22 protein-coding genes are annotated in these 21,581 nt (G+C 41.2%); 5 read left to right on the plus strand and 17 right to left on the minus strand.

Features of this window, described 5'->3' with window-relative positions; translation table 11 throughout:
- Positions 1 to 160: 160 nt before the first annotated feature.
- Entirely contained in the window at positions 161 to 1,312 is a 1,152-nt protein-coding gene (locus KJK34_RS01905; protein ID WP_223052150.1) for a zinc-dependent alcohol dehydrogenase, read from the plus strand.
- Positions 1,313 to 1,337: 25 nt separating this feature from the next.
- Positions 1,338 to 1,874 carry a hypothetical protein gene (locus KJK34_RS01910; RefSeq protein WP_223052151.1) on the plus strand — a complete coding sequence of 179 codons (537 nt, stop codon included), beginning with the start codon at positions 1,338 to 1,340 and terminating at the stop codon, positions 1,872 to 1,874.
- A gap of 54 nt (positions 1,875 to 1,928) precedes the next feature.
- Here KJK34_RS01910 and KJK34_RS01915 read toward each other — a convergent pair whose 3' ends face one another.
- The 7 genes from KJK34_RS01915 to KJK34_RS01945 form a co-directional block, all read right to left on the minus strand.
- Positions 1,929 to 2,564, minus strand: a complete 636-nt coding sequence (locus tag KJK34_RS01915; RefSeq protein ID WP_223052152.1) for a YdeI/OmpD-associated family protein — start codon at positions 2,562 to 2,564, stop codon at positions 1,929 to 1,931.
- 62 nt (positions 2,565 to 2,626) lie between these two features.
- Positions 2,627 to 4,009 (minus strand): sensor histidine kinase, encoded by a 1,383-nt coding sequence (locus KJK34_RS01920; RefSeq protein WP_223052153.1) that lies wholly within the window; start codon positions 4,007 to 4,009, stop codon positions 2,627 to 2,629.
- Between the two features lies 1 nt (position 4,010).
- The gene (locus KJK34_RS01925) at positions 4,011 to 4,673 is read right to left on the minus strand and encodes a response regulator transcription factor (protein WP_223052154.1); all 663 of its coding nucleotides are present in this window, start codon (positions 4,671 to 4,673) and stop codon (positions 4,011 to 4,013) included.
- A gap of 78 nt (positions 4,674 to 4,751) precedes the next feature.
- Positions 4,752 to 5,561 (minus strand): sulfite exporter TauE/SafE family protein, encoded by an 810-nt coding sequence (locus tag KJK34_RS01930; protein ID WP_223052155.1) that lies wholly within the window; start codon positions 5,559 to 5,561, stop codon positions 4,752 to 4,754.
- A 76-nt stretch (positions 5,562 to 5,637) separates the two neighbouring features.
- Entirely contained in the window at positions 5,638 to 6,270 is a 633-nt protein-coding gene (locus tag KJK34_RS01935; protein ID WP_223052156.1) for a Crp/Fnr family transcriptional regulator, read from the minus strand.
- A 29-nt stretch (positions 6,271 to 6,299) separates the two neighbouring features.
- Positions 6,300 to 6,713: a DUF6691 family protein gene (locus KJK34_RS01940; RefSeq protein WP_223052157.1), complete on the minus strand. Its 414-nt coding sequence runs from the start codon at positions 6,711 to 6,713 to the stop codon at positions 6,300 to 6,302.
- Positions 6,714 to 6,720: 7 nt separating this feature from the next.
- Positions 6,721 to 7,281 carry a YeeE/YedE family protein gene (locus KJK34_RS01945; RefSeq protein WP_223052158.1) on the minus strand — a complete coding sequence of 187 codons (561 nt, stop codon included), beginning with the start codon at positions 7,279 to 7,281 and terminating at the stop codon, positions 6,721 to 6,723.
- A gap of 210 nt (positions 7,282 to 7,491) precedes the next feature.
- Between KJK34_RS01945 and KJK34_RS01950 the strand changes: the two genes are divergently transcribed.
- Positions 7,492 to 8,301: an SDR family NAD(P)-dependent oxidoreductase gene (locus KJK34_RS01950; RefSeq protein WP_223052159.1), complete on the plus strand. Its 810-nt coding sequence runs from the start codon at positions 7,492 to 7,494 to the stop codon at positions 8,299 to 8,301.
- Positions 8,302 to 8,333: 32 nt separating this feature from the next.
- Complete coding sequence (locus KJK34_RS01955) at positions 8,334 to 9,335, plus strand: SDR family oxidoreductase (RefSeq protein ID WP_223052160.1); 1,002 nt, start codon at positions 8,334 to 8,336, stop codon at positions 9,333 to 9,335.
- 58 nt (positions 9,336 to 9,393) lie between these two features.
- On the opposite strand, the gene KJK34_RS01960 is transcribed toward KJK34_RS01955, so the two are convergent.
- The 10 genes from KJK34_RS01960 to KJK34_RS02005 all read right to left on the minus strand — a co-directional run bounded on the left by KJK34_RS01960 (position 9,394) and on the right by KJK34_RS02005 (position 19,882).
- Positions 9,394 to 11,109: an ATP-binding protein gene (locus KJK34_RS01960; RefSeq protein ID WP_223052161.1), complete on the minus strand. Its 1,716-nt coding sequence runs from the start codon at positions 11,107 to 11,109 to the stop codon at positions 9,394 to 9,396.
- A 5-nt stretch (positions 11,110 to 11,114) separates the two neighbouring features.
- A complete protein-coding gene (locus KJK34_RS01965; RefSeq protein ID WP_223052162.1) occupies positions 11,115 to 12,236 on the minus strand; it encodes a sensor protein KdpD in 1,122 nt (373 codons plus the stop codon).
- Positions 12,236 to 13,339 (minus strand): porin, encoded by a 1,104-nt coding sequence (locus tag KJK34_RS01970; RefSeq protein ID WP_223052163.1) that lies wholly within the window; start codon positions 13,337 to 13,339, stop codon positions 12,236 to 12,238. Before KJK34_RS01970 ends, KJK34_RS01965 begins: the two co-directional genes overlap by 1 nt.
- The gene (locus tag KJK34_RS01975; protein ID WP_223052164.1) at positions 13,339 to 13,896 is read right to left on the minus strand and encodes a K(+)-transporting ATPase subunit C; all 558 of its coding nucleotides are present in this window, start codon (positions 13,894 to 13,896) and stop codon (positions 13,339 to 13,341) included. The genes KJK34_RS01970 and KJK34_RS01975 overlap by 1 nt, the downstream gene beginning before the upstream one ends.
- Positions 13,897 to 13,909: 13 nt before the next feature.
- Complete coding sequence (gene kdpB / locus KJK34_RS01980; RefSeq protein ID WP_223052165.1) at positions 13,910 to 15,937, minus strand: potassium-transporting ATPase subunit KdpB; 2,028 nt, start codon at positions 15,935 to 15,937, stop codon at positions 13,910 to 13,912.
- Between the two features lie 12 nt (positions 15,938 to 15,949).
- Positions 15,950 to 17,653 carry a potassium-transporting ATPase subunit KdpA gene (gene kdpA / locus KJK34_RS01985; protein WP_223052166.1) on the minus strand — a complete coding sequence of 568 codons (1,704 nt, stop codon included), beginning with the start codon at positions 17,651 to 17,653 and terminating at the stop codon, positions 15,950 to 15,952.
- A 3-nt stretch (positions 17,654 to 17,656) separates the two neighbouring features.
- Positions 17,657 to 17,734: a potassium-transporting ATPase subunit F gene (locus KJK34_RS01990; RefSeq protein ID WP_223052314.1), complete on the minus strand. Its 78-nt coding sequence runs from the start codon at positions 17,732 to 17,734 to the stop codon at positions 17,657 to 17,659.
- 2 nt (positions 17,735 to 17,736) lie between these two features.
- Positions 17,737 to 18,075, minus strand: a complete 339-nt coding sequence (locus KJK34_RS01995; RefSeq protein WP_223052167.1) for a DUF7674 family protein — start codon at positions 18,073 to 18,075, stop codon at positions 17,737 to 17,739.
- A gap of 8 nt (positions 18,076 to 18,083) precedes the next feature.
- The gene (locus KJK34_RS02000; RefSeq protein WP_223052168.1) at positions 18,084 to 18,368 is read right to left on the minus strand and encodes a DUF7674 family protein; all 285 of its coding nucleotides are present in this window, start codon (positions 18,366 to 18,368) and stop codon (positions 18,084 to 18,086) included.
- Between the two features lie 161 nt (positions 18,369 to 18,529).
- Complete coding sequence (locus KJK34_RS02005) at positions 18,530 to 19,882, minus strand: sigma-54-dependent transcriptional regulator (RefSeq protein ID WP_223052169.1); 1,353 nt, start codon at positions 19,880 to 19,882, stop codon at positions 18,530 to 18,532.
- Positions 19,883 to 20,101: 219 nt separating this feature from the next.
- On the opposite strand from KJK34_RS02005, the gene KJK34_RS02010 reads away from it, so the two are divergent.
- A complete protein-coding gene (locus tag KJK34_RS02010) occupies positions 20,102 to 21,508 on the plus strand; it encodes a membrane dipeptidase (protein WP_223052170.1) in 1,407 nt (468 codons plus the stop codon).
- Positions 21,509 to 21,581 lie beyond the last annotated feature (73 nt).

The following is a 21,581-nucleotide window of genomic DNA, read 5'->3' on the forward strand; positions in this document are numbered from 1 at the left end:
TGCCCCTGCACCGCTGTTGCAGGGGCTTTTTTATTGCAGGTGTTTGCATAATTTCCGCTTAGTGTTACATCATTTTGCAGTTAAGAAAATCTTTGTAAAGCTTTAACTGTAAAAGGGATATGGTAAGGGTAACTTTACTGTAAACCAAAAGATAGAAATTATGCTGGCAATGAATTACAGAGGGCCTTTTCGCGTGCGGGCCGATAAAAATATGCCGATGCCGGAGATAGAACATCCGGAAGATGCTATTGTGCGCGTGTTACGTTCGTGTATTTGCGGTTCTGACCTGCACCTGTACCACGGCCTTGTACCCGACACAAGGGTAGGCAGTACCTTTGGGCATGAGTTCATTGGTGAAGTGGTAGAGGTAGGCTCATCTGTGCAAAAGCTTAAAGTGGGCGACAGGGTTATGGTGCCATTTAATATTGCCTGTGGCAAATGTGCTTTTTGCAGGCAGGAGCTTTATGGCAACTGCCATGAAAGTAACCCTGAAGCGACTGCGGCGGGAGGTATTTTCGGCTACTCACATACCGCGGGAGGCTACCACGGCGGACAGGCAGAGTATGTAAGGGTGCCCTATGCAGATGTTAGCCCTACTGTTATACCTGACTGGATGGATCCGGACGATGCGGTACTGCTTACCGATGTGGTGCCAACAGGTTACCAGGCAGCCGAAATGGGCGGCATACAGACAGGTGATACGGTTGTAGTTTTTGGCGCAGGGCCCATAGGTATTATGGCCGCAAAATGTGCATGGCTGTTTGGGGCAGGACGTGTAATACTGATAGATCAGCTTGATTACAGGCTTGAGTTTGCTGAAAAATTTGCACAGTGCGAAGTATATAATTTCAATTTTATTGGAGACCCTGTTGTATTTATCAAAACACAAACGGATTCTCTTGGGGCAGATGTTTGTATAGATGCAGTAGGATGCGAAGCCGCAGGCAGCCTTGCCAACACCTTATTAGGGCGTAAGCTGCTATTACAGGGAGGTTCTACCACTGCGCTGCACTGGGCTATTAATTCCGTTAAAAAAGGTGGGATAGTGTCTATAGTGGGCGTTTACGGCCCAACAGACGCACTGGTGCCTATCGGTAATGTGCTTAATAAGGGTATAACCATCCGTGCCAACCAGGCCTCAGTTAAGCGTACTTTACCACGGCTGATAGAGCATGTTAAGAATGGTGTATTAAACCCAAAGGAAATGATAACACACCGTGTGCCGCTGGAAGAAGTGGCAGAAGCCTACCATATATTTTCTGCCAAAAGGGATAACTGCATTAAGCCGGTGCTGATACCGCCTTCGGCATAAATTACTAACGCTTAAAAACTAAGTTATGACAGACAAAACAAAACCATCAGATTTTAAAAATATTAGGGGAGCTGACTATAGCCACATCAAGGGATGGGGGATAGATGCCGACCCTAAAAACGACCCGACTTACCCTATAAAAAAACGTACGGATGAGGAGATATTGGGCTACACCTGGCAACGCCCTGCGCAACAGCCTGAAACCGTTGAAATACTAAAATCGGTAGAGCGGCCTAATATTACTGCTGTTTTTGGTACTGCGGCACCTCCGTCGGGCCTTAGCGGTATGATAAGGAGAATGGCCTATAAATACAGCGAATCGGATTTAAGGCGATGGATGCCGCTTATTTTAGCGGATCGTGTTAATATGGTGGAAGGTCTTATAGAAGACGCCGGTAAAGGGTACCTTCCAAACGTTTTTGCCGAGCGTGGCTGGAATGCCGAATTAAAATATAATAAAAAGGATTTTGTAATTAAAGTTGCAGCGGGTGCCGCGCTTACTGCGGCGGTTACAGCATTTTTAATATACAGGAGCAGGAGCAAAAAAGCTGCCGCACAATAATATAGTTCCCGGTTTTTTAGCCAAGGCAGCCTGATTGTACGGGCTGCTTTTTTTTTATGGCTGCCTGTACTGGTTAGCCCGCTTGTTTTCGGCTGCCATAGATACGGTTTCCTCAATTCTTTTCTGGCGGGTTTCAGGTTTTTTGGCATTTAATATCCATTCAAGAATTCCGCGTTTGACAGATCGCGGAAAGCTTTCCCAGTTTTTTAGTGCAGCTTTATTTTTATCCAGTAATTCCTGCATGTCGGTTGGCACAACAAGGTTTTCAACATCATCAAGGGCATTCCAGGTTCCGTTTTCTTTGGCAATCTCAACCATTTTAAGCCCTGCTTCCGCCATGCGTCCTTCAGCAGAAAGCTTTTCTATTTTTTCCTTGTTAATCCTGCTCCAGTTGCTTTTGGGATTTCGTTTAGCAAAAGACTGGTAATAACTGTTCTCATCATTCTTATTGCCTTTGCTGTCTATCCAGCCAAAGCACAACGCCTCATCTACAGCCTCGGGGTAATAAATGCTGGGTGTACCGCTTTCTTTTTTATAGATTTTCAGCCAGACCGACTTTTCTTTTTCATGATTTGCCTGTAGCCATTCACGCCATGCTTCACGGGTAGGGGCATAAAATATTTTTACGCCATCTTTCAGTTGTTCATCATCGTGCCCTACATTTTTGTTATTAGCTTTTTTAGTTGTCATAGCCTGATAGTTTGTTGTTTATCAGTAATAAAAGTAAAAATTATTTTGATAAATGTATGTCTTCAGGATGCATACAAGAGGCTTACTCTCGTGCCAACGCCTTCATGGCTGGTGATTTTTATTTCTATCGCTAATATTTCGCAAAGCCTTTTCACGATAGAGAGTCCTATGCCCGTACCTTTAACTTCTTTGTGCGCCTCTGATTTTGAGCGATAGAACGGGTTAAATATTTTTTCAAAATCCTTTTCGGGTATTCCGGTACCGTTGTCTTCTATAATAATTTCAGTTGCGCCCGCCTGTTGTGCTGCGGTAATTTTTATAGTGGTATTATCCTGCGAGTACTTTATGGCATTTCCTATAAGATTATCTAATATGGTGGAGAACAAGTATTCATCGGTATCAATATAAATATCATCATCAGCATTATATAGTATATGCAATGTTTTTTGCTTTATGTCAGCCGAGTGCCTTGCTGCAGCATCATATAGCAGCGGATTTATATTTACAGGTGCTTTCTTTACAAGCTGTTTCTGGCTTTCAAACCTTGCCAGCAACAGGAGCTGGTCTACAATGGCGTTAATGCGGTTTACTTCGGTAATACAAAAGCCTATTTTTTCTTCATACTCTTCACGGCTCCTGGGTTTGCGAACCAGCACCTCAAGCGTACCTTTAACTACAGCGAGAGGCGTACGCAGTTCGTGCGAGGCATCAGATGTGAATTGCTTTTCACGCACAACGGCTTTTTCAATCCTGTCGAGCAATGCATTTATGGTTTCAGACAGCGTATAAAGCTCATCTTTATTATCGGGCAGTATAATGCGGCTGCCTAAGTTCTCGCGAGATATTTTGCCCGCTGTGTCAATAATATCTTTTACAGGGCGCAGGCTTCTTCCTGCCAGCAGGCGGGCTACCGAGAAAAGCACGAGTAAAATAGCGGGGTAGGTAATCATCAATATATTCCTTAAGTTTTGAAGTAGCTGAACTGCATCTTTCATGGGTGTGGCAACAATGATGTAGCCAACTTTTTTATTGTCATATAATACAGGCATCTGGTATTGCCTGATTGCTGCCCCGTTGAGGCTGCTGTTAAAATAAAGTTCCTTTTTATCTTGTTGTTCCTGAAAGCTCAGGTTTGCTTTTTTAAGGTTCGGCGATTTAATAAATGTATTGCCTGATGTATCTGCAAACTGTATAAATACAGGATTAATATCGAGTGTGTTATGTTCCTTTTCCTGCCATTCTTCCTCAGCAATACTAAATCCGTCACTTTGAACCGTGATCTCGAGGACAAGATTATCAGCTTCGGTATTAAGGTCATTATCAAGATCGCTGTAAACACCTGTCCTTACGGTTAAATATATTACCACAAATACAATAAACACCAGTAACGCTGTACTGATGCTGAAGTATAATGCTATGCGGTTTTTAAAGGAAACCCGGTTCATGTTAATTCTCTATTATATAACCCACACCGCGCACGGTTTTTATCAGTTCGTCATCTTTTGTTAAGCCCATTTTTTTGCGGATTGTATTCATAAATACATCAATAACGCTGGTATCATAATCAAAATGTATGTCCCAAACATCATTAATTATATCTTTGCGCGTACAAACCCTGCCACGGTTTTTAATAAGGTAGTGCAGCAATTCAAATTCACGTTGTGTAAGGTATATTTCAGTTCCGTTTTTTGTTACTTTATGTGCGGAAGGATATATTACAAAATGCCCGAGTTTTACTTCTTCTGTAACTGCAGCACTCCGCAACTGGACTTTAATACGCTCCAGCAATTCTTCAAAACTGAAAGGTTTTTTTATATAGTCGTTAGCACCCGCACGCAGCCCTTCAATAGTTTCCTGCACAGTATCCTTTGCCGTTAAAAATAGTATGGGCATGCCGGCACCGCTCTCTCTTAATTGCCTGCAAACATCTATGCCACTTGTGCCGGGCAGCATCCAGTCGAGTAAAATAAGGTCGGGTTTTTCCTGTGCAGCCATTTCCAGCCCTGCATTACCGTTATCGGCAGTTGTAACAGTATAACCTTCTTCCTGCAATCCCTGCTGCAGGAAGTTAGTAATACCGTGTTCATCCTCTACAATCAGGATTTTCATATTCATTTTTATTTCGGAATAAAAGTAATAAAACTGCATTTGCTACTATAACCAAAGTATTAAACTAAAGTTGGTTAATTAAACCTTATGATGAACGTTATATAAAAGTTCCTTTATAATAATATAAACCCCCATAATAAGAACAAAATAGCCAAAACCTGTTTTAAGTTTTGCGCCTTCAATTTTTTTTGAAGCCGCTATGCCAATAAAAATTCCGGCTACAGATACAGCGGTGAAGGGAAGAAGAAACTGCCAGTCCACCGTTCTGCCAAATGCATCGCCTGCAAACCCTGCTAACGACTGTATGGCTATAATGAATAAAGAAGTGCCAACCGCTTTTTTCATTGGCATTCCTGCCAGGAATATTAATGCGGGGATAATAAGAAAACCGCCGCCTGCACCTACAGCTCCTGCAAGCAGCCCTGTACCAATACCACTGATTATCAATTTTCCTTTGGAGAATGTTGCATTACCTGCATTTGCAGGTACAGCGCGTATCATTTTCAGGGCCGCTATTAGCATTATTATTGCAAAAAGCAGCATTAATAATAATGCTTTGGTAATGGTATGGCCGGCTATAGTTACTATAACATTGGGTAGTACAGATATTACAAAAGCCCTGACAATATAAGCTGTAATTAGAGAAGGCAGCCCGAATAGCATTACAACGCTGAAATCAACATTTTTGAGAATGGCATTACGAACACCGCCCACAAATGCTGTACTACCCACCACAAATAATGAATATCCGGTTGCGGTAACGGAATCAAAACCTAGTATATATACCAGTATAGGCACTGTAAGTATAGAGCCGCCACTACCAACTAACCCAAGAGATATGCCAACCAAAAGCGCAAGTATATAACCTGATACGTGTAAAAAATCCATGTAGTTTATCTAAGTTTCATATCGGCTAAATTACTATTGCCTTGAGTTGTTAGCAGTAACAAAAGTTACAGTAATACTATTGTTTAAGCAGTTCTATATTATTGCGGTTTAATTTAATAAGCTTTTCATTTTCAAGTGCTTTAAGCAGTCTTGACACTACAACGCGCGATGTGTTAAGTTCATAGGCTATTTCCTGGTGGGTATTTACAATTACAGCAGACTTATTGACTTTTGCCTTTTCTTTCAGGAAGTTCAGCAGCCTTTCGTCCATCTTCATAAAAGCCAGATTATCAATTGCCGACAGCATTTCGCTCAGCCTTTTGTTGTAGCTTGTAAAAACGAAATTACGCCAGCTTTTATACCTGCCAAGCCATTCTTCCATTTTGCCTATGGGTATCATTGCCAGTGTACCTTGTGTTTCGGCTATGGCGCGAATTTCACTTTTGGTTTGGCCCATGCAGCAGGCCAGTGTCATGGCACATGTATCGCCTTTTTCAAGAAAGTACAGCAGGAGTTCGCCTTCCACTTTATCTTCACGCAGTATTTTTATGGCTCCGGTTATCAGTAAAGGCATCTGCCTTATGTATTGCCCTATTTCTATAAGGCGGTCACCTTCCTCAAAATCATTTATGTTTGCCACAGCCGAGATTTCCTCTATGAGTGCGGGTTCAAATATTCCGGCGTAGGCATCTGTAAGAAGTTCTTCCATAAATTTATAGCTGCGGGTAAATATACAAATTAATGAGGCAGATTATTTTTTAGCATTCCGTACGTCCATGTTCCTGCTACAGCACCTGCTATAACTACTATGACCGGCAAAAATCCTGCACCCAGCAGCGTGAACATCGGCCCGGGGCAGGCTCCTGCAAGCGCCCATCCTAACCCGAACAGTATGCCACCCAGCATATAACGGTAAAAGCCTTTTTCTTTAGGGATAAATTCTATCCTGCTGCCGCCAATATGATTAAGCCTTTTATATTTTATTACCTGTACCAATACTATACCTGACGTTAGCGCCGAGCCGATAATGCCAAACATGTGGAACGACTTGAATTGGAACATCTCATAAATGCGGAACCATGAAGCGGCTTCCGATTTAAACATCACGATACCAAAAAAGATCCCTATAAGCAGGAAAAGTAAGTTTCTCATTATTGTTTTAATTAAAGATTATTGGGAACAGCAGGTGTACCATAATTAACCCGCCAATAAAAAATCCGGCAACAGCTATAAGAGAAGGCAGTTGCAGGTTGCTTAACCCTGATATAGCATGGCCCGAAGTACAGCCACCCGCATAGCGGGCACCAAAGCCTATAAGAAAACCGCCTGTTAGCAACAGGACGATCGTTTTGACAGAGGTAAAAGCAGTATTGCCGAATAATTCGGCAGGGAGGTAGCTGCTGCCTGCGCTGCTGAAGCCCCTTTGCTTTAGTGATGCAACAACTTCAGGATTAATTTGCGGTACAGGATTATCTGATAAAAAATGTATGGCAATAAAGCCCCCTGCTATTGCCCCGGCAATAACCCATAAATTCCAACGCTGTCCGCGCCAGTCAAAGCAAAAAAAATCGCAGTGTTTTCCTGCCCCGAAAGCCGAGCAAAGGGTTCGCAGGTTAGAAGACATACCAAAGTTTTTACCTGCAAACAATAATGCTGCCATAGTAGCGGCTATAAGTGGCCCGGCAACATACCACGGCCAGGGTTCAAAAATCCATTTCATTTATTTTGGTGTTAGTGTGGAGCAAAATAAAGCTACCGAAACTAAACGGTCAGTATCTTTTGTTACAAAGCACAGGAATATCTATACTGTTAATTACCATATAATTATGATAAAATGAAGAGTGCTTTTACATATTAACAGCTAACTTCCATAAATCAAAAATGATTATTACTTCATTAAAATCCACTTATTAAAAATAAATTATTGATTATGTCAGAAAAAAGAAATTATGCCCTTATAACCGGGGCTACGGAAGGGATAGGTTATGAACTTACAAAACTTTTTGCAGCAGATAGCTACAACCTTATAATTGTGGCAAGGCATGCAGATGAACTTGAATCTAAAGCCGCTGAATTCAGGCAGCAGGGGGTTGAGGTAATTACAATTGCAAAAGATTTGTTTAAGAGGGAAGAAGTATTTGCTTTATGCCACGAAGTGCAGGCAAAAAACCTGCAGGTTGATGTGCTTGTTAATAACGCAGGGCAGGGGGTATATGGACTGTTTAAAGACACTGATATTGAGCGTGAATTGAACATAGTGGAGTTAAATATAGCTGCCACAATAATCCTGACGAAGCATTTTGTAAAACAAATGCTCGTGCGCAATGAAGGTAAAATTTTAAATCTTGCCTCAATAGCAAGCAAGGCACCGGGGCCGTGGCAATCGGTTTATCATGGTACTAAAGCATTTGTATATTCTTTTTCGGAAGGAATACGTTATGAGCTTAAAGACAGTGGCATTACAGTTACTGCACTTTTGCCCGGAGCCACAGATACCGACTTTTTCAACAAGGCTGATATGGAAGAAAGCACAATCGTACAGGACAAGTCATCTTTATCTGATCCTGCCGATGTGGCAAAAGACGGTTATGATGCACTAATGTCGGGCAAAGACAAAGTCATTTCCGGTTTCAAGAACAAAGCAATGGTTGGTATGGGTAATGTAATGCCCGATACAGCGGTTGCTGCAATGATGGACAAGCAGCAAAAACCTGCCGAAGATAAAGAAGATAAATCTTAATTAGTAACCGTTTTTGATTAAAAGGAAGCATTATGATTAAAGATAATACCATAAGCCGCCGTGCGGCTATAACAGGATTGGGGGCAGTATTTGCCAGTGCAGCAATAAGCCCTGCCATTGCAGGAAATTTTCAGGGAGAAGCAATATACCCTGCACTGCCCGAAGACCCAAGGACAAAATACCCGCAACCACCTTTTAAGGAACAGAAGCAGCCGTGGCCCGGCCTCGCATCTGAAATGGAACCAAAACCTGATCACGGAGAAAAAAGTTATAAAGGTTCAGGGCGGCTAAAGGGGCGTAAGGCTCTTATTACAGGTGGCGATTCGGGTATGGGCAGGGCGGCAGCCATTGCCTATGCAAGAGAGGGTGCTGATGTAGCCATTAACTACCTGCCGGCAGAAGAGCAGGATGCTAAAGAGGTTATTGCCCTTATAAAAGCGGAAGGCCGAAAAGCGGTAGCAATTCCGGGAGACCTGCGTGATGAGCAGTTTTGTAAAAGACTGGTAGAACAAGCTGTAACAGCTTTGGGCGGGCTTGATATATTGGTTAACAATGCAGCGAGGCAGCAGACAAAGAAATCGATACTTGATATTACTACGGAGGATTTTGACGCTACCATGAAAACTAACATATATGCGCCATTTTGGGTAACGAAAGCTGCATTGCCGCATTTAAAGCCCGGTGCATCTATAATAGGCACAACCTCGGTTCAGGCCACAGACCCAAGTGAGGACCTGTATGACTACGCACAAACAAAAGCTGCAACAACCAATTATATAAAATCACTTGCCAAGCAGCTTGGGCCTAAGGGTATCAGGGTTAATGGTGTAGCGCCGGGCCCTATATGGACACCGCTTCAGGTAAGCGGGGGCGCTACTATGGAGAAGCTAAGAGAGTTTGGCAGTGACACACCTTTAGGCAGGCCGGGACAACCGGCAGAGCTTGCCTCAATATATGTGCAACTTGCCGCCAATGATGCGAGTTATTCTACAGGTCAGATATATGGCGCAAGCGGCGGTACAGGTAATCCGTAATTCATACAATATTTTAAATAATTAATGCTTATCGTTAAAATGGTAAGCATTTTTTTATTTATAATACGGGCAAAATTATAGTGAACTCACTGCCTTCACCCAATTCACTTTTTGCACTTATTGCTCCGCCCATAGCTTCTATAAATTCCTTACTTATGGCAAGCCCAAGGCCGGTTCCTTCTTTCTCGGTGCCCGGCACCCTGAAGTATTTATCAAAAATGCGCGGCAGGTATTTAGGGTCTATGCCTATACCGTTGTCTTTCACGGTTATTTTCAGTTTGTTTCCTGTTGTTACTACAGCTACAATAATAACCGTGTTATCATACGAATAGCGTATGGCATTAGAAATAAGATTGGAAATTACCCATGTAGCCTTTTCGCTGTCTGCTGAAACCACAGGCAGGTTTTGCAGGCTTTCAAAATTTATTGTAATTGCTTTCTGCTCTGCCAGTTTACGGTTATTTTCTATTGCATCATGTATAACAGTATTTACTTCAACTGCTTCTGCCTTAACTTTGGTTATACCTGTTTCTACCTGAGATATATTCAGTAATTCTCCGGTAGTACGTAAAAGCCTGTCAGTATCTTCTTTTATGCTTTCAACAAGATCTTTCTGTTCTTCGTTCAGGTTTCCTGTCTGTTCGTTGCCAAGCAGTTGCAGGCTCATTTTCATTGATGCAATTGGCGTTTTAAATTCGTGTGACACCGTAGCTATAAAATTGGTTTTAGCAGCGTCAAGTTCTTTGTAAGCAGTAACATTGCGTAGTATTATAAAAGAGCCAATTTGCTTCTTTATTTCTTCACCAGTAGGTACAATACTTATGGGTACGAGCTGCTTCTCAAAATAACTTTCTTTGTTGTCGGCATAAATTTTTAGCGCAGGGTCTTTGGTGTTGAGTGCCATTTTTTGCAGGAGCGAGCGCATCAGGTCGTTGGTTACAGCAACCTGTTCTGCCTGCCTGCCAATGGCTTCCTCTTTTTTCAATCCTGAGATTTTTAGTGCCTGTTCATTAATAAAAAGTATTTTGTTCTGTTCATCCAAACCAATAACAGGGTCAGATAGGTTATTAATCAGCGTTTCCACCCGCTTTTTCTCCATCATAAGCCTGTCAAGGTTGCTATTACTGTATTCCTGGAGCTTTTCTGCCATAGTATTAAATGATTTTGCAAGAGATGCAAACTCATCATGTCCTTTAAAATAAATGCGCTGCGAGTAGTTTTTAGCGGCAATCTGCTTTATGCTTTCGGTAAGGTTTTTTATGGGGTTTGCTATATAGCCCGGCAGGTTAATCAATAATGTGAAACCCATTATAAAGCAGAACGCACTCGTAACCGATATCCACAATATAGAATTATCAGCAGTATTGCCTGCTGTATTGCTCTTGCGGAGTATGGCATCCATATTTAGTTTCATAATATCGTTCAGATCTTTCCTGATATTAGATATAAGTTGTACATTGTCAGGTTCTTGTTTAAGTTTGCTAAAGTGGCTTATAAGGTCTTGTGTCAGTTCTTCTTCGCCAATTTCGGTAATATTGGTGCTTTGTTTTTCCAGCAGCTTTTCAAAATCTGTTATATCTTCTTTATTCATAACGGCATCATCAAGCAGCTTGTGCATGTTGCGCGTATAATCGAGCGATATATAGTTGGCTTCCAGTATGTTTTTTGTATCGTCGGACAGCAGGTGCACCTGTCGTATTGCCAAAGCCGAAAGCAATGCAATAAAAAAGAAAAGTATGCCTACCGCAATGGTTAATTTGGTTTTAATTTTCATACAAATTATGAAAGTATAATAAGGTCAATATTGCTCGAAGTTAGCTTATTTAACAACGACTTGAATATGTTAGTTGATAAAATTACTTTAAAGAGTGTGATATGCGGCTTGCCTATGCATATCGTGGTAATTTTACGTGCTTCTGCCTGTTCGGTAATGGCAGAGGCAATATTACCGCTTTTACCACGGATAATCTCTGCACCTAATTCTGTAGCCATCCTGAAGTTATTTATCAGGTGGCGTTGCTTATCAAGCGCAATTTTATCATTACTTTCTTTAGGAGTTTCCACATACAACAAGTACCATTTGCTGTGGTAATAGTTAGCCAGCCTTGCAGTTTTGCGAATTACCGTTTTTGCCGTTTGGTGATTGCTGCTTATGCATGCCATAAAACGCTCCTGCCGGAGATTGCTGCCGGTAACTTCGGTTTCTACCTTTCGCTCTACCTGGCTGGCAACTTCTTTAAGTGCAAGTTCCCTTAATTGTAAAATATGCTCCGCTTTAAAAAAATTACCCAGTGCCGACTGGATTTTATCAGCAGTATATATCTTTCCTTCTTTAAGCCGTGTAATCAGTTCATCGGCAGTAAGGTCTATATTAACTACTTCATCGGCAGCTTTCAGCACACTGTCAGGAATACGCTCTTTAACCTCAATGCCCGTAATTTCTTTTATATCATCGTTCAGGCTTTCAATATGCTGAATGTTTACGGCACTTATCACGTTTATACCGGCATCCAGTATATCCATTACATCCTGCCAGCGCTTTTCGTTTTTGCTTCCTTCAATATTGGTATGTGCCAGCTCATCAACAATAACTACCTCCGGGCGCAGGTTAATTATAGCCTGCACATCCATCTCTTCAAGCTGTTTTCCTTTGTAAAATAAAGAACGTTTAGGTATTACAGGCAATCCTTCAAGAAGCTCATGGGTTTCTTTTCGGTTATGGGTTTCTATAAAACCTATTTTAACATCAATACCATTGCGGAGCAGGGTATGGGCTTCCTGCAGCATACGAAACGTTTTGCCTACACCGGCACTCATGCCGATGTAGACTTTAAACTTGCCTTTCCTTGATTTTTGGATAAGGTCAAGAAAACGTTTTGCATTTATATCTTTTTCTGTCATTAAAACGAAATTGCAAGTGCTGTAGTAACAAATGTATTGTTTGCGGTAGCATCTTCACCATCAATAAAAATGTCGTCTTTGCTGTTAAGGCTCCTTGCCTCAACACGCCAAACCACATTGCTGTAAATGTTATAGTCGAAGTTGGCAGAATACCCAAAAGTTTTAAATCCATTTTCGGTACCTGTAGCTATTATAACACCATTTTCATCGCTATAATACTCCCCGCGAACGGCAACAGCTATTTTATCAGACAGACGGTATTGAGCAATAAGTACTGGTGAGTACCAGGCATTGTAGCTTTCGCTTCCTTTCGCTTTCTGTTCCGCGCCAATATCAAAACCTGCAATCAGCCCGAATTTATCGCTAAGCTGAAACTGCCCGTAAAAATTATGAAAGTAACGCATGCGCTTATCTGCTTCCGGCTTATCATTACCTACAAACGAACTGCTGTTAAGTGTAACTTTAGCGTTTGGCCTATAGGTTAGCTGGTGCCCGAATGCAATTGTTTTATTACCATCAGGCCTTTGTATGCGCTGCCATCCGTTTAGCACGAGTCCGCTTACAAACCATTCGCCGGAAGGTGATGTATAAGATATTTTTGCCCCTGCCTCATAATAAGGCGAATTATCGGCAAGTATGCTACGGGTTAGTGTCCAGCAGTCTTTACCTATAGCACTTTCAAAACCAATATGCGATGCAAAAATACCCGCATCTATCCACAGGTTAGCATCTTTGGCAAGCTTAACACCGGCATTGGCTTCAAATACATTTTTAAGCACACCTTCTTCGGCAGCAAGGTTGGCATTGGCATAAGTACCTGCCATTAGTGCCAGGTTGCTCCTTACTTTGCCGTTATCATAAGCCGCTTTTATAAAACCCAGGTTCAGGGCGACCTCATTGTGGCGGTTGTGCGAATAAAAGAAAGGCGGGCGCGTATTATTTTCAGGCTCATTAAAATCATAAGCATAGTAAGTTTCTATATACCCGGTTATTTTAAGGTTAGGGTTTATTTGTAACGGAAGCATTTTAAGAGAATCTTCCTGTGCAAAAGCCCCGAAACTTACTACTGATAGTAAAGCTGTTATTTTTAGTTTTGTGTTCATTATAGTTTATTTAATGCTAAGTTAAGTTTTAATACATTTACTTTCTCTGTTCCTAAAAGCCCTAAAAACGGCTTTTCGGTGTTAGCGGCTATAACTGCTGAAACCTTATTCTCGGGCAGGTTACGTGCTTGTGCAACACGCTTAACCTGCACAAGTGCCGATGCCACGCTGATATGAGGGTCAAGCCCGCTACCGGAAGCGGTAACCAGCTCGGCAGGGACATCTTTACGCGACACACCGGGGTTTCTTAGCAGGAAGGTGTCAATACGCGCTTCTACTTCTGCAAGGTAATCAGGGTTAGAAGTGCCTTTATTACTGCCCCCGGAGCCGGCACCGTTATAATCTACGGCAGAAGGGCGGGGCCAGAAATATTTATCTTCAGTAAAAGCCTGTGCCACATTTACATGATAGGTTTTTCGGTTTTCGGTTATTATTTCGCCTTTGCCGCTGTTGGATGCAAGCTGTGCAATACCGAGGACACTGAGTGTATAAAATCCGCAGAAGAAAACTGCGCAGAATAATGTGAGCCTTATGGCAGGGATGATATTTGTTTTCATCTGAATATAATTTTTAAATGAATAATGCTACAAGCAGGTCTATCAGTTTTATACCGATAAATGGTACTATAATACCGCCTATACCATATATGAACAGGTTACGCCTTAGCAGCGCCGAAGCACCTATAGGTTTGTAAGCTACACCCTTTAAAGCCAACGGAATGAGTAGCGGTATAATAATGGCATTAAATATTACTGCTGAAAGTATAGCGCTTTCCGGGCTGTGCAGGTTCATAACATTTAGCCCCTGTAACGCTGGTATTGCGGTTATAAAAAGTGCGGGAATTATGGCAAAATACTTGGCTACATCATTCGCGATACTAAAGGTGGTTAGCGTTCCCCTTGTCATTAAAAGCTGCTTGCCAATTTCTACAATTTCAATAAGTTTGGTGGGGTCGTTATCAAGGTCAACCATGTTGCCTGCCTCTTTTGCTGCCTGTGTGCCGCTGTTCATGGCAACGCCCACATCCGCCTGGGCAAGGGCAGGGGCATCATTGGTGCCGTCACCCATCATGGCTACCAGCTTACCCTGCTGCTGCTCGTTTTTAATGTAGTTCATTTTATCTTCTGGCTTAGCCTCTGCAATAAAATCATCTACACCTGCTTTTTCGGCTATGTATTTTGCGGTTAGCGGGTTATCCCCTGTAACCATTACGGTTTTAACCCCCATTTTTCGTAAGCGTTCAAAGCGTTCTTTTATCCCGGTTTTAATGATGTCCTGAAGCTCTATAACGCCTAATACTTTTTCATTTTCGCAGACAACGAGTGGCGTACCGCCGTTCGCCGATATTTTATGTACTATCTCGGTAATATGCTCAGGAAAATTATTTCCCGATTTCTCTACAAGGTTTTTCATGGCATCATAAGCGCCTTTCCTTATGCGGGTACCGCCAAAGTCTATACCCGAACTTCTGGTTTCAGCTGTAAATTTTATAAACCTTGGGTTGTCAATCTTTACCGAATGTGAGTCGGTTCCTGATAGCTCAATGATCGATTTTCCTTCTGGCGTTTCATCTGCCAGGGAGCTTAAAACAGCTGCTTTTACAAAATGCTTTTCGTCAACCCCGTTTGCAGTATGAAAGTGGGTAGCTTTTCGATTACCGATAGTAATAGTACCTGTTTTATCTAACAGCAGCACATCAATATCGCCCGCGGTCTCAACTGCTTTTCCTGATTTGGTAATTACATTGGCACGCAGGGCCCTGTCCATACCCGCAATACCTATCGCAGAAAGTAAGCCCCCAATTGTGGTAGGAATAAGGCAGATAAACAATGATATAAAAGAAGCTATGGTAATGGTTATATTGGCATAATCTGCAAAGGGTTTAAGCGTTACACATACAATAATGAATACCAGTGTAAACCCTGCAAGGAGAATAGTAAGCGCAATTTCATTAGGAGTTTTTTGTCGCGATGCACCTTCAACCAACGCAATCATTTTATCAAGGAAACTTTCGCCCGGTTGTGTGGTAACTTCTACAACTATCCTGTCCGATAGTACTTTTGTACCTCCTGTCACCGAACTTTTATCGCCGCCCGCCTCACGTATTACAGGGGCGCTTTCGCCGGTAATGGCACTTTCATCTATTGTGGCGAGCCCTTCAGTAATTTCACCGTCAGCGGGTATAATATCGCCTGCCTCGCATACAAACAAATCTCCCTTACGTAATGTAGAAGAGGGTACTACAGTATATTCACTGCTATTGGCTCCTATTTTTTTTGCAGGTGTTTCTTCCCTTGTTTTCCTCAGGCTGTCTGCCTGAGATTTTCCCCTTGCTTCGGCAATGGCTTCGGCAAAGTTGGCAAATAACAAGGTTAAGAATAGTATGATGAACACTGTAAAGTTATAGGCAAAGCCTCCCTGGGATTGCTCGCCTGTTAAAATCCAGAGGCATACACACAGCATAACCGCCGTGCCTATTTCTACCGTAAACATAACCGGGTTTTTAATGAGTGTGGCAGGGTTTAGCTTTATAAATGATTGCTTTAGGGCTTGCTTAACCAAATCGCCCTGAAACAATGATGTGTTTTGAGATTTCATTTCTAAAATAAATTAGTTTGACATTGAGAAATACTCTGCAACCGGCCCGAGGGTTAGCGCAGGGAAAAATGACAGGGCAGCCACTATAAAGATGATAGTAAACACCATGAACCCAAAAGTTGCGTTGTCTGTTTTTAGTGTTCCTGAACTTTCCGGCACATACTTTTTAGCAGCGAGTATTCCCGCTATGGCAACCGGCCCTATGATAGGCAGGTAGCGTGCTAAAAGCATTACAATACCACATGCGTAGTTCCAGAAAGGTGTGTTGTCGCCCAGGCCTTCAAACCCGCTGCCGTTATTGGCAGATGATGAGGTAAACTCATACAGCATTTCGCTAAAGCCGTGGTACCCGGGGTTAGCAAGCCATGCGGCATATTCTTCGGGATTATTGGCATACAGGTAACTGGCAATGGCAGTTCCTGCCAGAATAAGCAGCGGGTGCAACAGCGCTACCATCATGGCAATTTTCATTTCGCGTGCTTCAATCTTTTTGCCTAAAAATTCAGGGGTACGTCCCACCATAAGCCCGCTTATAAATACTGCCAGTATTATGAAAATGTAAAAGTTTAAAAAACCGACACCTACACCGCCATAAAAGCAGTTAACCATCATACCGAGTAATGTAGTCGCTCCCGTTACGGGTGTCATGCTATCGTGCATGGCGTTAACCGAACCATTACTGGTACAAGTAGTATAAGTAGCCCAGTTAGCCGATGCCGCTGCGCCAAAACGTACTTCTTTACCCTCCATACTACCCATTTGCTGTGCAATACCCATGTTATCTATTGCAGGGTTGCCATTCATTTCACTTATTACAGAAGGAGTAAGCAGCAACAGGAACCCTAATGTCATTACACCATATATAGTCCAGGCCATTTTTCTGCGTTTAAGTACGTAGCCCAAAGCAAAAACCAACGCTATCGGAATCAGGAATATACTTGCCGTTTCTACTATATTAGTTAAGTAGTTAGGGTTTTCCATCGGGTTAGATGAGTTAGGGCCGTAAAAGCCACCACCGTTTGTACCCAGTTGCTTAATTGCCACGAAAGCTGCCACAGGCCCTCGGCTTATAATTTGCTCTTTACCCTCTATTGTGGTTACTGTATCTTTACCTTCAAACGTCATAGGCGTACCGTTAAAAGCCAGTATTAAAGCAACAACAAATGCAAGAGGCAGCAATATTCTTGTGGCTGAACGCACAAAGTAGCTATAAAAGTTGCCAAGGGTATCAGCTGTTTTCTCTTTCATGGCTTTATAAACCACCGCACAAATAGCTATACCTGTTGACGCGCTTATAAATTGCCACAGCATCAGTGTAAGTTGCCCTAAGTAGGAGAGTGCAGTTTCACCTGAATAATGCTGCAGGTTAGTATTGGTTACAAAACTTACCGATGTATTAAAGGCAAGATCTAAGCTCATTGAAGGGTTCAGGTCAGGGTTTAAAGGTAGCCATGCCATGTTGGTAAGCACGAGCATCGACAGGATGAACCACACAAGGTTAATAGTAAGCAGCGAGCCAAGGTGCTGTTTCCATGTCATCTCTTTATTGGGATTAATACCCCCGATTGTAAAGAAAAGCCGGTCTATAGGGTTGAAAACTTTATCAAGCCAGGTATTCTCATAATTAAAGACTTTACCAATATACCTGCCCAGCGGGATGGCCAGTAAGAGTACCAGCCCATAAGTGACTATTATGCCTAAAATTTCGCTGTTCATAGATTAAAATTTTTCAGGTTTAATGAGTACATAGGCGATGTAGCCAAATACTGCGAGAGAGAGGATAAAAAGTGCTGTCATGATTATAATTCTATTAGGGTTTTTATAAATGCTTCTTTAAGGGGCTGTGGCATCAGGTTTAGGTAATCTTTAAGCCGAAGCGCAGCGGAGTTCTCAATAAAATTGCAGATGAACTCGTTTTCGATGCAATGCCTGGTGTAAGCATGTTCTTCCTGATACAGCATGTTTACTACTTTAAAAGCTTCGGTAACTTTCTCAGTGTTGGCTGCATTATTAAGTAATGAGAGGCAATAGTCAGAAACTGCGTGCAGCATCTGGTAATCATTGGCATCATTGGTATCTGAATTTTGTAACGCTTCGGGCAGCCATTCGGTGATTGTCTTTTTAATCTTGGTTTCCATTTTTTCTATTAAATACCACTGGTGTTAATCTGTTTATGATATTCAGCCAGTAAATTTTCCGGCAGCAGCTGCGTTACTTTGTATTGGTGCTGAATCTCAATGAAAGTTGATACAGAGAAAAGGAAGATGTTGGAAATAGCATTTTTTATTGCCGTGTTTCCTTCTGTTAAATGTTTTTCAGCAATGGCAAAACATTTATTAATCCTTGAAATTTTTTTCTGCCTCAGGCAGTGCTTAGTAATTTCTGCAAGACGAAGTGTATTAGCTTCAATCGAATGTTTTAAGAAAGGCATATCTATATTTTTAATTTGTATAGCTTATGCCAAAACCTGTACCTGATTTATTCGTGTTTTATAACGTGTTGATTTTCAGTTATTAATTAGTGTTTGGAAGTTCTGTAAAACCAAAAACCCTATCAAAATGATAGGGTAGGGACTTTTAAAATAATAGTATATTAACCGATATTATATTCTTCAATCTTACGATATAAGGTAGTAAGAGCAATATTGAGCAGCCTTGCAGTTTCTGTTTTATTGCCATTAGTATAGTTTAATACTTTTTGGATGTGTAGTTTTTCTGCTGCGGCAAGTGAAAATGCTGATAAAGTTTTAGATGCTCCTGTTTCTGTTTTAGGCGCAAGTTGCTGCATTTCATAAGGCAGGCTCTCCGGCGTAAGCTGTGAACTATTTTCGAGTATTACACTTCGTTCCAGTACATTTTTAAGCTCGCGTATGTTGCCCGGCCAGTTATGCAGTTTTAGCAATTGAAGGAACTCTTTAGATATTCCTGTTATCTTTTTATTGGTTTTAAGGCTGAATGTTTTAAGGAAATTATCTGCTAACAGCTCAATATCGGAAGTGCGTTCCCGCAAAGGTGGCAGGTTGATAGCAAATATTGAGAGCCTGTAGTACAGGTCTTCCCTAAAATGGCCTGCCTCAATTTCTTTTAACAGGTTACGGTTTGTGGCAGCAACAATACGTACATCTACTTTGGTAACTTTGCTTTCGCCCACTTTTATAAATTCGCCATTCTCTATAACCCTGAGCAGCTTCGCCTGCAGGTCTATTGGCATTTCACCAATTTCATCAAGAAAAATCGTGCCTTTGTCAGCTTCTTCAAAAAGTCCTTTTTTGTCTTTTAATGCTCCTGTAAAGGCTCCGGCCTTATGCCCGAACATTTCACTTTCTAAAAGGTCGTGGCTAAAAGCCGAGCAGTTTATAGCAACAAAGCTTCTATCTTTCCTGTTACCCGACTGGTGTATGGCATTGGCAAATACTTCTTTACCCGTGCCGGTTTCGCCTGTAAGCAGCACAGTAGTATCTACAGAGGCTACCTTCTTTGCAAGATTTACAGCCTCCTGCATTTTTTTAGATTCACCAATAACAGCACTGAAAGAGTATTTAGCATCTACACGGCTCTCAAGATTTAAAATCCGTTTTGTGAGCCTGCCTTTTTCTATGGCTTTATGGATTAAAGGAATGATCTTGTTATTATCGTCACCTTTTACAATATAATCAAAAGCGCCATTTTTAATAGCCTGAACGCCATCAGGTATGTTGCCATAGGCTGTAAGCAAGATAACTTCTGTTGCGGGGTGTTTTTCCTTCAAAATAGCTGTCAGTTCAACACCGTTTCCATCGGGTAACTTAACATCGCAGAGTATAATATCAAATTCCTGTTGTTCCGCCGTTTTTAATCCCGAATTACAGTCTGTGGCCTGCACCACTTCAAAACCTTCCAAGCTTATAATACGCGCCATCAGGTTTCTAAGCTTTTCTTCGTCGTCTATAATAAGTATTTTATTCACGAGGTATTACTTTGGTGTAAATTTAAGCTTTTCATTAATTGTATGCCTGTAATCTATATGCTGAAATGTTTTGTGTTATAATAAGCTGCGGTTTAATATCAGGTATACATATTTTTAAATTCTTAAGCTATTGATAGTCAATAATACCCATCAATGTGTATATTTAAATTCACTTAGAAAAATATTTTTGTTATAAGAGATTTTTAAATCAATTTATTTATGCAAACTTCAACCCCTATTATTGATCTTCATGTGCATTCTACACTTAAACCCTACGGAAACAGTTTTTATGGAACAGATATCCGTAGCAGTACCGAATCATCATGCCTTTGGTTTGTAGATTACCGGGATCGGCGAGATGTTGTAGTAGAAGGTTTGTTCGGTATATGTCGGTACAGACAAAGCGATTTCAGGACATTAACCGATGCTCAGGTAAAAATAGCCTTTGTTTCCCTTTATCCTATCGAAAAGCAGTTTTTTTATATAAGAAACAAGAAGCTGAAACCACTTGAGGTTATAATAGCAGAATTCGCGAGCATGTTCGGTAAAAAAAGAATACATTTTATCAGGGATTCCAAATACAATTATTTTAATGATCTATGCAATGAATATATGTATCTCTGTGCGTTAAATCGGGTTTTAACTGAATCCAGAAAATATGAACTGCTTAAAGATTTTAATCATTTAAAAAGTGATGCTAACTTAATTGTAATACCCAGTAATGAAGGATGCCATGCTTTTTGTGATGGTGGAGATCCGACGGACGAAAAACAGTGGGAGAGAATGGAAGAAAATGTAGCAACTGTAAAATCATGGGAATCACCTCCTTTATTTGTAACCTTTGCCCATCATTTTTACAACGGGCTCTGTACACATGCAAGAAGCCTTTTTGATATGTCCGGAAAACTTCTGGATCAGGAATATGGAATGAGGGACAAAGGTTTTACTCCAATTGATAAAGAAGAGCCAATAAATGAGCGGGGGCATAAAATGATTTCTCTTCTTCTCAGCAGAGCCAATGGGAGGCGAATATTAATTGATGTGAAGCATATGTCTCTTGAAGCTCGTAAGGAATATTATAAAAAGATAGAAACAGAGTATATTGATGATATTCCTCCGGTTGTATGTAGCCATGGCGCGGTTGCATATAATAATGAAGAAATTAATATGCACCTTGATACAGATGTACGGATTATATATAAAACAAAGGGTATCATCGGTATAGAGATGGACCAGCGGATTCTTGGCTATAATAAGAACAGGTTTTGGAAGAGCATAAAGAGATTTTTCCGCCGACGCAACAGCGCATATGAAGATGCAGGCTATCTCTTCACACAGATTATTACTTTAGCGGAATATGCGTATAAGGAGAAAATATTTTATGATAATCCGTGGGAATGTATTGCGCTGGGGAGCGACTATGATGGAATAATAAACCCTTTAAATTCTTATCCGGACGCTATTTCATTAAGCCTATTATATGATAACTTAATAAAATATTTAAATGAATATTGGAAAAGTAACAGGGCAGTTATACCTCAAATGCATGGTGTGGATGCTGCTGATGTAATTTTTAATATCATGTATAGGAATGCCTACAACTTTATAATGACAAATTATAAATAGTTTAAAATAGTTAATAGCATAACTGATAAACCTGATACTAATGCTGTCCGCAATACTCGGAATCTTTTATCCT

This window comes from Flavobacterium coralii (genome assembly GCF_019891545.1).
Taxonomy (GTDB): Bacteria; Bacteroidota; Bacteroidia; order Flavobacteriales; family Flavobacteriaceae; genus Flavobacterium; species Flavobacterium coralii.

What these genes read in the sequence shown, in the direction of transcription:
- KJK34_RS01915 (WP_223052152.1), bottom strand. Translation starts at nt 2,564, where the DNA reads ATGACAACTAAAAAAGCTAATAACAAAAATGTAGGGCACGATGATGAA.
- KJK34_RS01920 (WP_223052153.1), bottom strand. Translation starts at nt 4,009, where the DNA reads ATGAACCGGGTTTCCTTTAAAAACCGCATAGCATTATACTTCAGCATC.
- KJK34_RS01995 (WP_223052167.1), bottom strand. Translation starts at nt 18,075, where the DNA reads ATGGAAACCAAGATTAAAAAGACAATCACCGAATGGCTGCCCGAAGCG.
- KJK34_RS01905 (WP_223052150.1), top strand. Translation starts at nt 161, where the DNA reads ATGCTGGCAATGAATTACAGAGGGCCTTTTCGCGTGCGGGCCGATAAA.
- KJK34_RS01970 (WP_223052163.1), bottom strand. Translation starts at nt 13,339, where the DNA reads ATGAACACAAAACTAAAAATAACAGCTTTACTATCAGTAGTAAGTTTC.
- KJK34_RS01955 (WP_223052160.1), top strand. Translation starts at nt 8,334, where the DNA reads ATGATTAAAGATAATACCATAAGCCGCCGTGCGGCTATAACAGGATTG.
- KJK34_RS01945 (WP_223052158.1), bottom strand. Translation starts at nt 7,281, where the DNA reads ATGAAATGGATTTTTGAACCCTGGCCGTGGTATGTTGCCGGGCCACTT.
- KJK34_RS01990 (WP_223052314.1), bottom strand. Translation starts at nt 17,734, where the DNA reads ATGACAGCACTTTTTATCCTCTCTCTCGCAGTATTTGGCTACATCGCC.
- KJK34_RS01925 (WP_223052154.1), bottom strand. Translation starts at nt 4,673, where the DNA reads ATGAAAATCCTGATTGTAGAGGATGAACACGGTATTACTAACTTCCTG.
- KJK34_RS01930 (WP_223052155.1), bottom strand. Translation starts at nt 5,561, where the DNA reads ATGGATTTTTTACACGTATCAGGTTATATACTTGCGCTTTTGGTTGGC.
- KJK34_RS01960 (WP_223052161.1), bottom strand. Translation starts at nt 11,109, where the DNA reads ATGAAAATTAAAACCAAATTAACCATTGCGGTAGGCATACTTTTCTTT.
- KJK34_RS02000 (WP_223052168.1), bottom strand. Translation starts at nt 18,368, where the DNA reads ATGCCTTTCTTAAAACATTCGATTGAAGCTAATACACTTCGTCTTGCA.
- KJK34_RS01965 (WP_223052162.1), bottom strand. Translation starts at nt 12,236, where the DNA reads ATGACAGAAAAAGATATAAATGCAAAACGTTTTCTTGACCTTATCCAA.
- kdpB (WP_223052165.1), bottom strand. Translation starts at nt 15,937, where the DNA reads ATGAAATCTCAAAACACATCATTGTTTCAGGGCGATTTGGTTAAGCAA.
- KJK34_RS01935 (WP_223052156.1), bottom strand. Translation starts at nt 6,270, where the DNA reads ATGGAAGAACTTCTTACAGATGCCTACGCCGGAATATTTGAACCCGCA.
- KJK34_RS01910 (WP_223052151.1), top strand. Translation starts at nt 1,338, where the DNA reads ATGACAGACAAAACAAAACCATCAGATTTTAAAAATATTAGGGGAGCT.
- KJK34_RS01975 (WP_223052164.1), bottom strand. Translation starts at nt 13,896, where the DNA reads ATGAAAACAAATATCATCCCTGCCATAAGGCTCACATTATTCTGCGCA.
- KJK34_RS01950 (WP_223052159.1), top strand. Translation starts at nt 7,492, where the DNA reads ATGTCAGAAAAAAGAAATTATGCCCTTATAACCGGGGCTACGGAAGGG.
- KJK34_RS02010 (WP_223052170.1), top strand. Translation starts at nt 20,102, where the DNA reads ATGCAAACTTCAACCCCTATTATTGATCTTCATGTGCATTCTACACTT.
- kdpA (WP_223052166.1), bottom strand. Translation starts at nt 17,653, where the DNA reads ATGAACAGCGAAATTTTAGGCATAATAGTCACTTATGGGCTGGTACTC.
- KJK34_RS01940 (WP_223052157.1), bottom strand. Translation starts at nt 6,713, where the DNA reads ATGAGAAACTTACTTTTCCTGCTTATAGGGATCTTTTTTGGTATCGTG.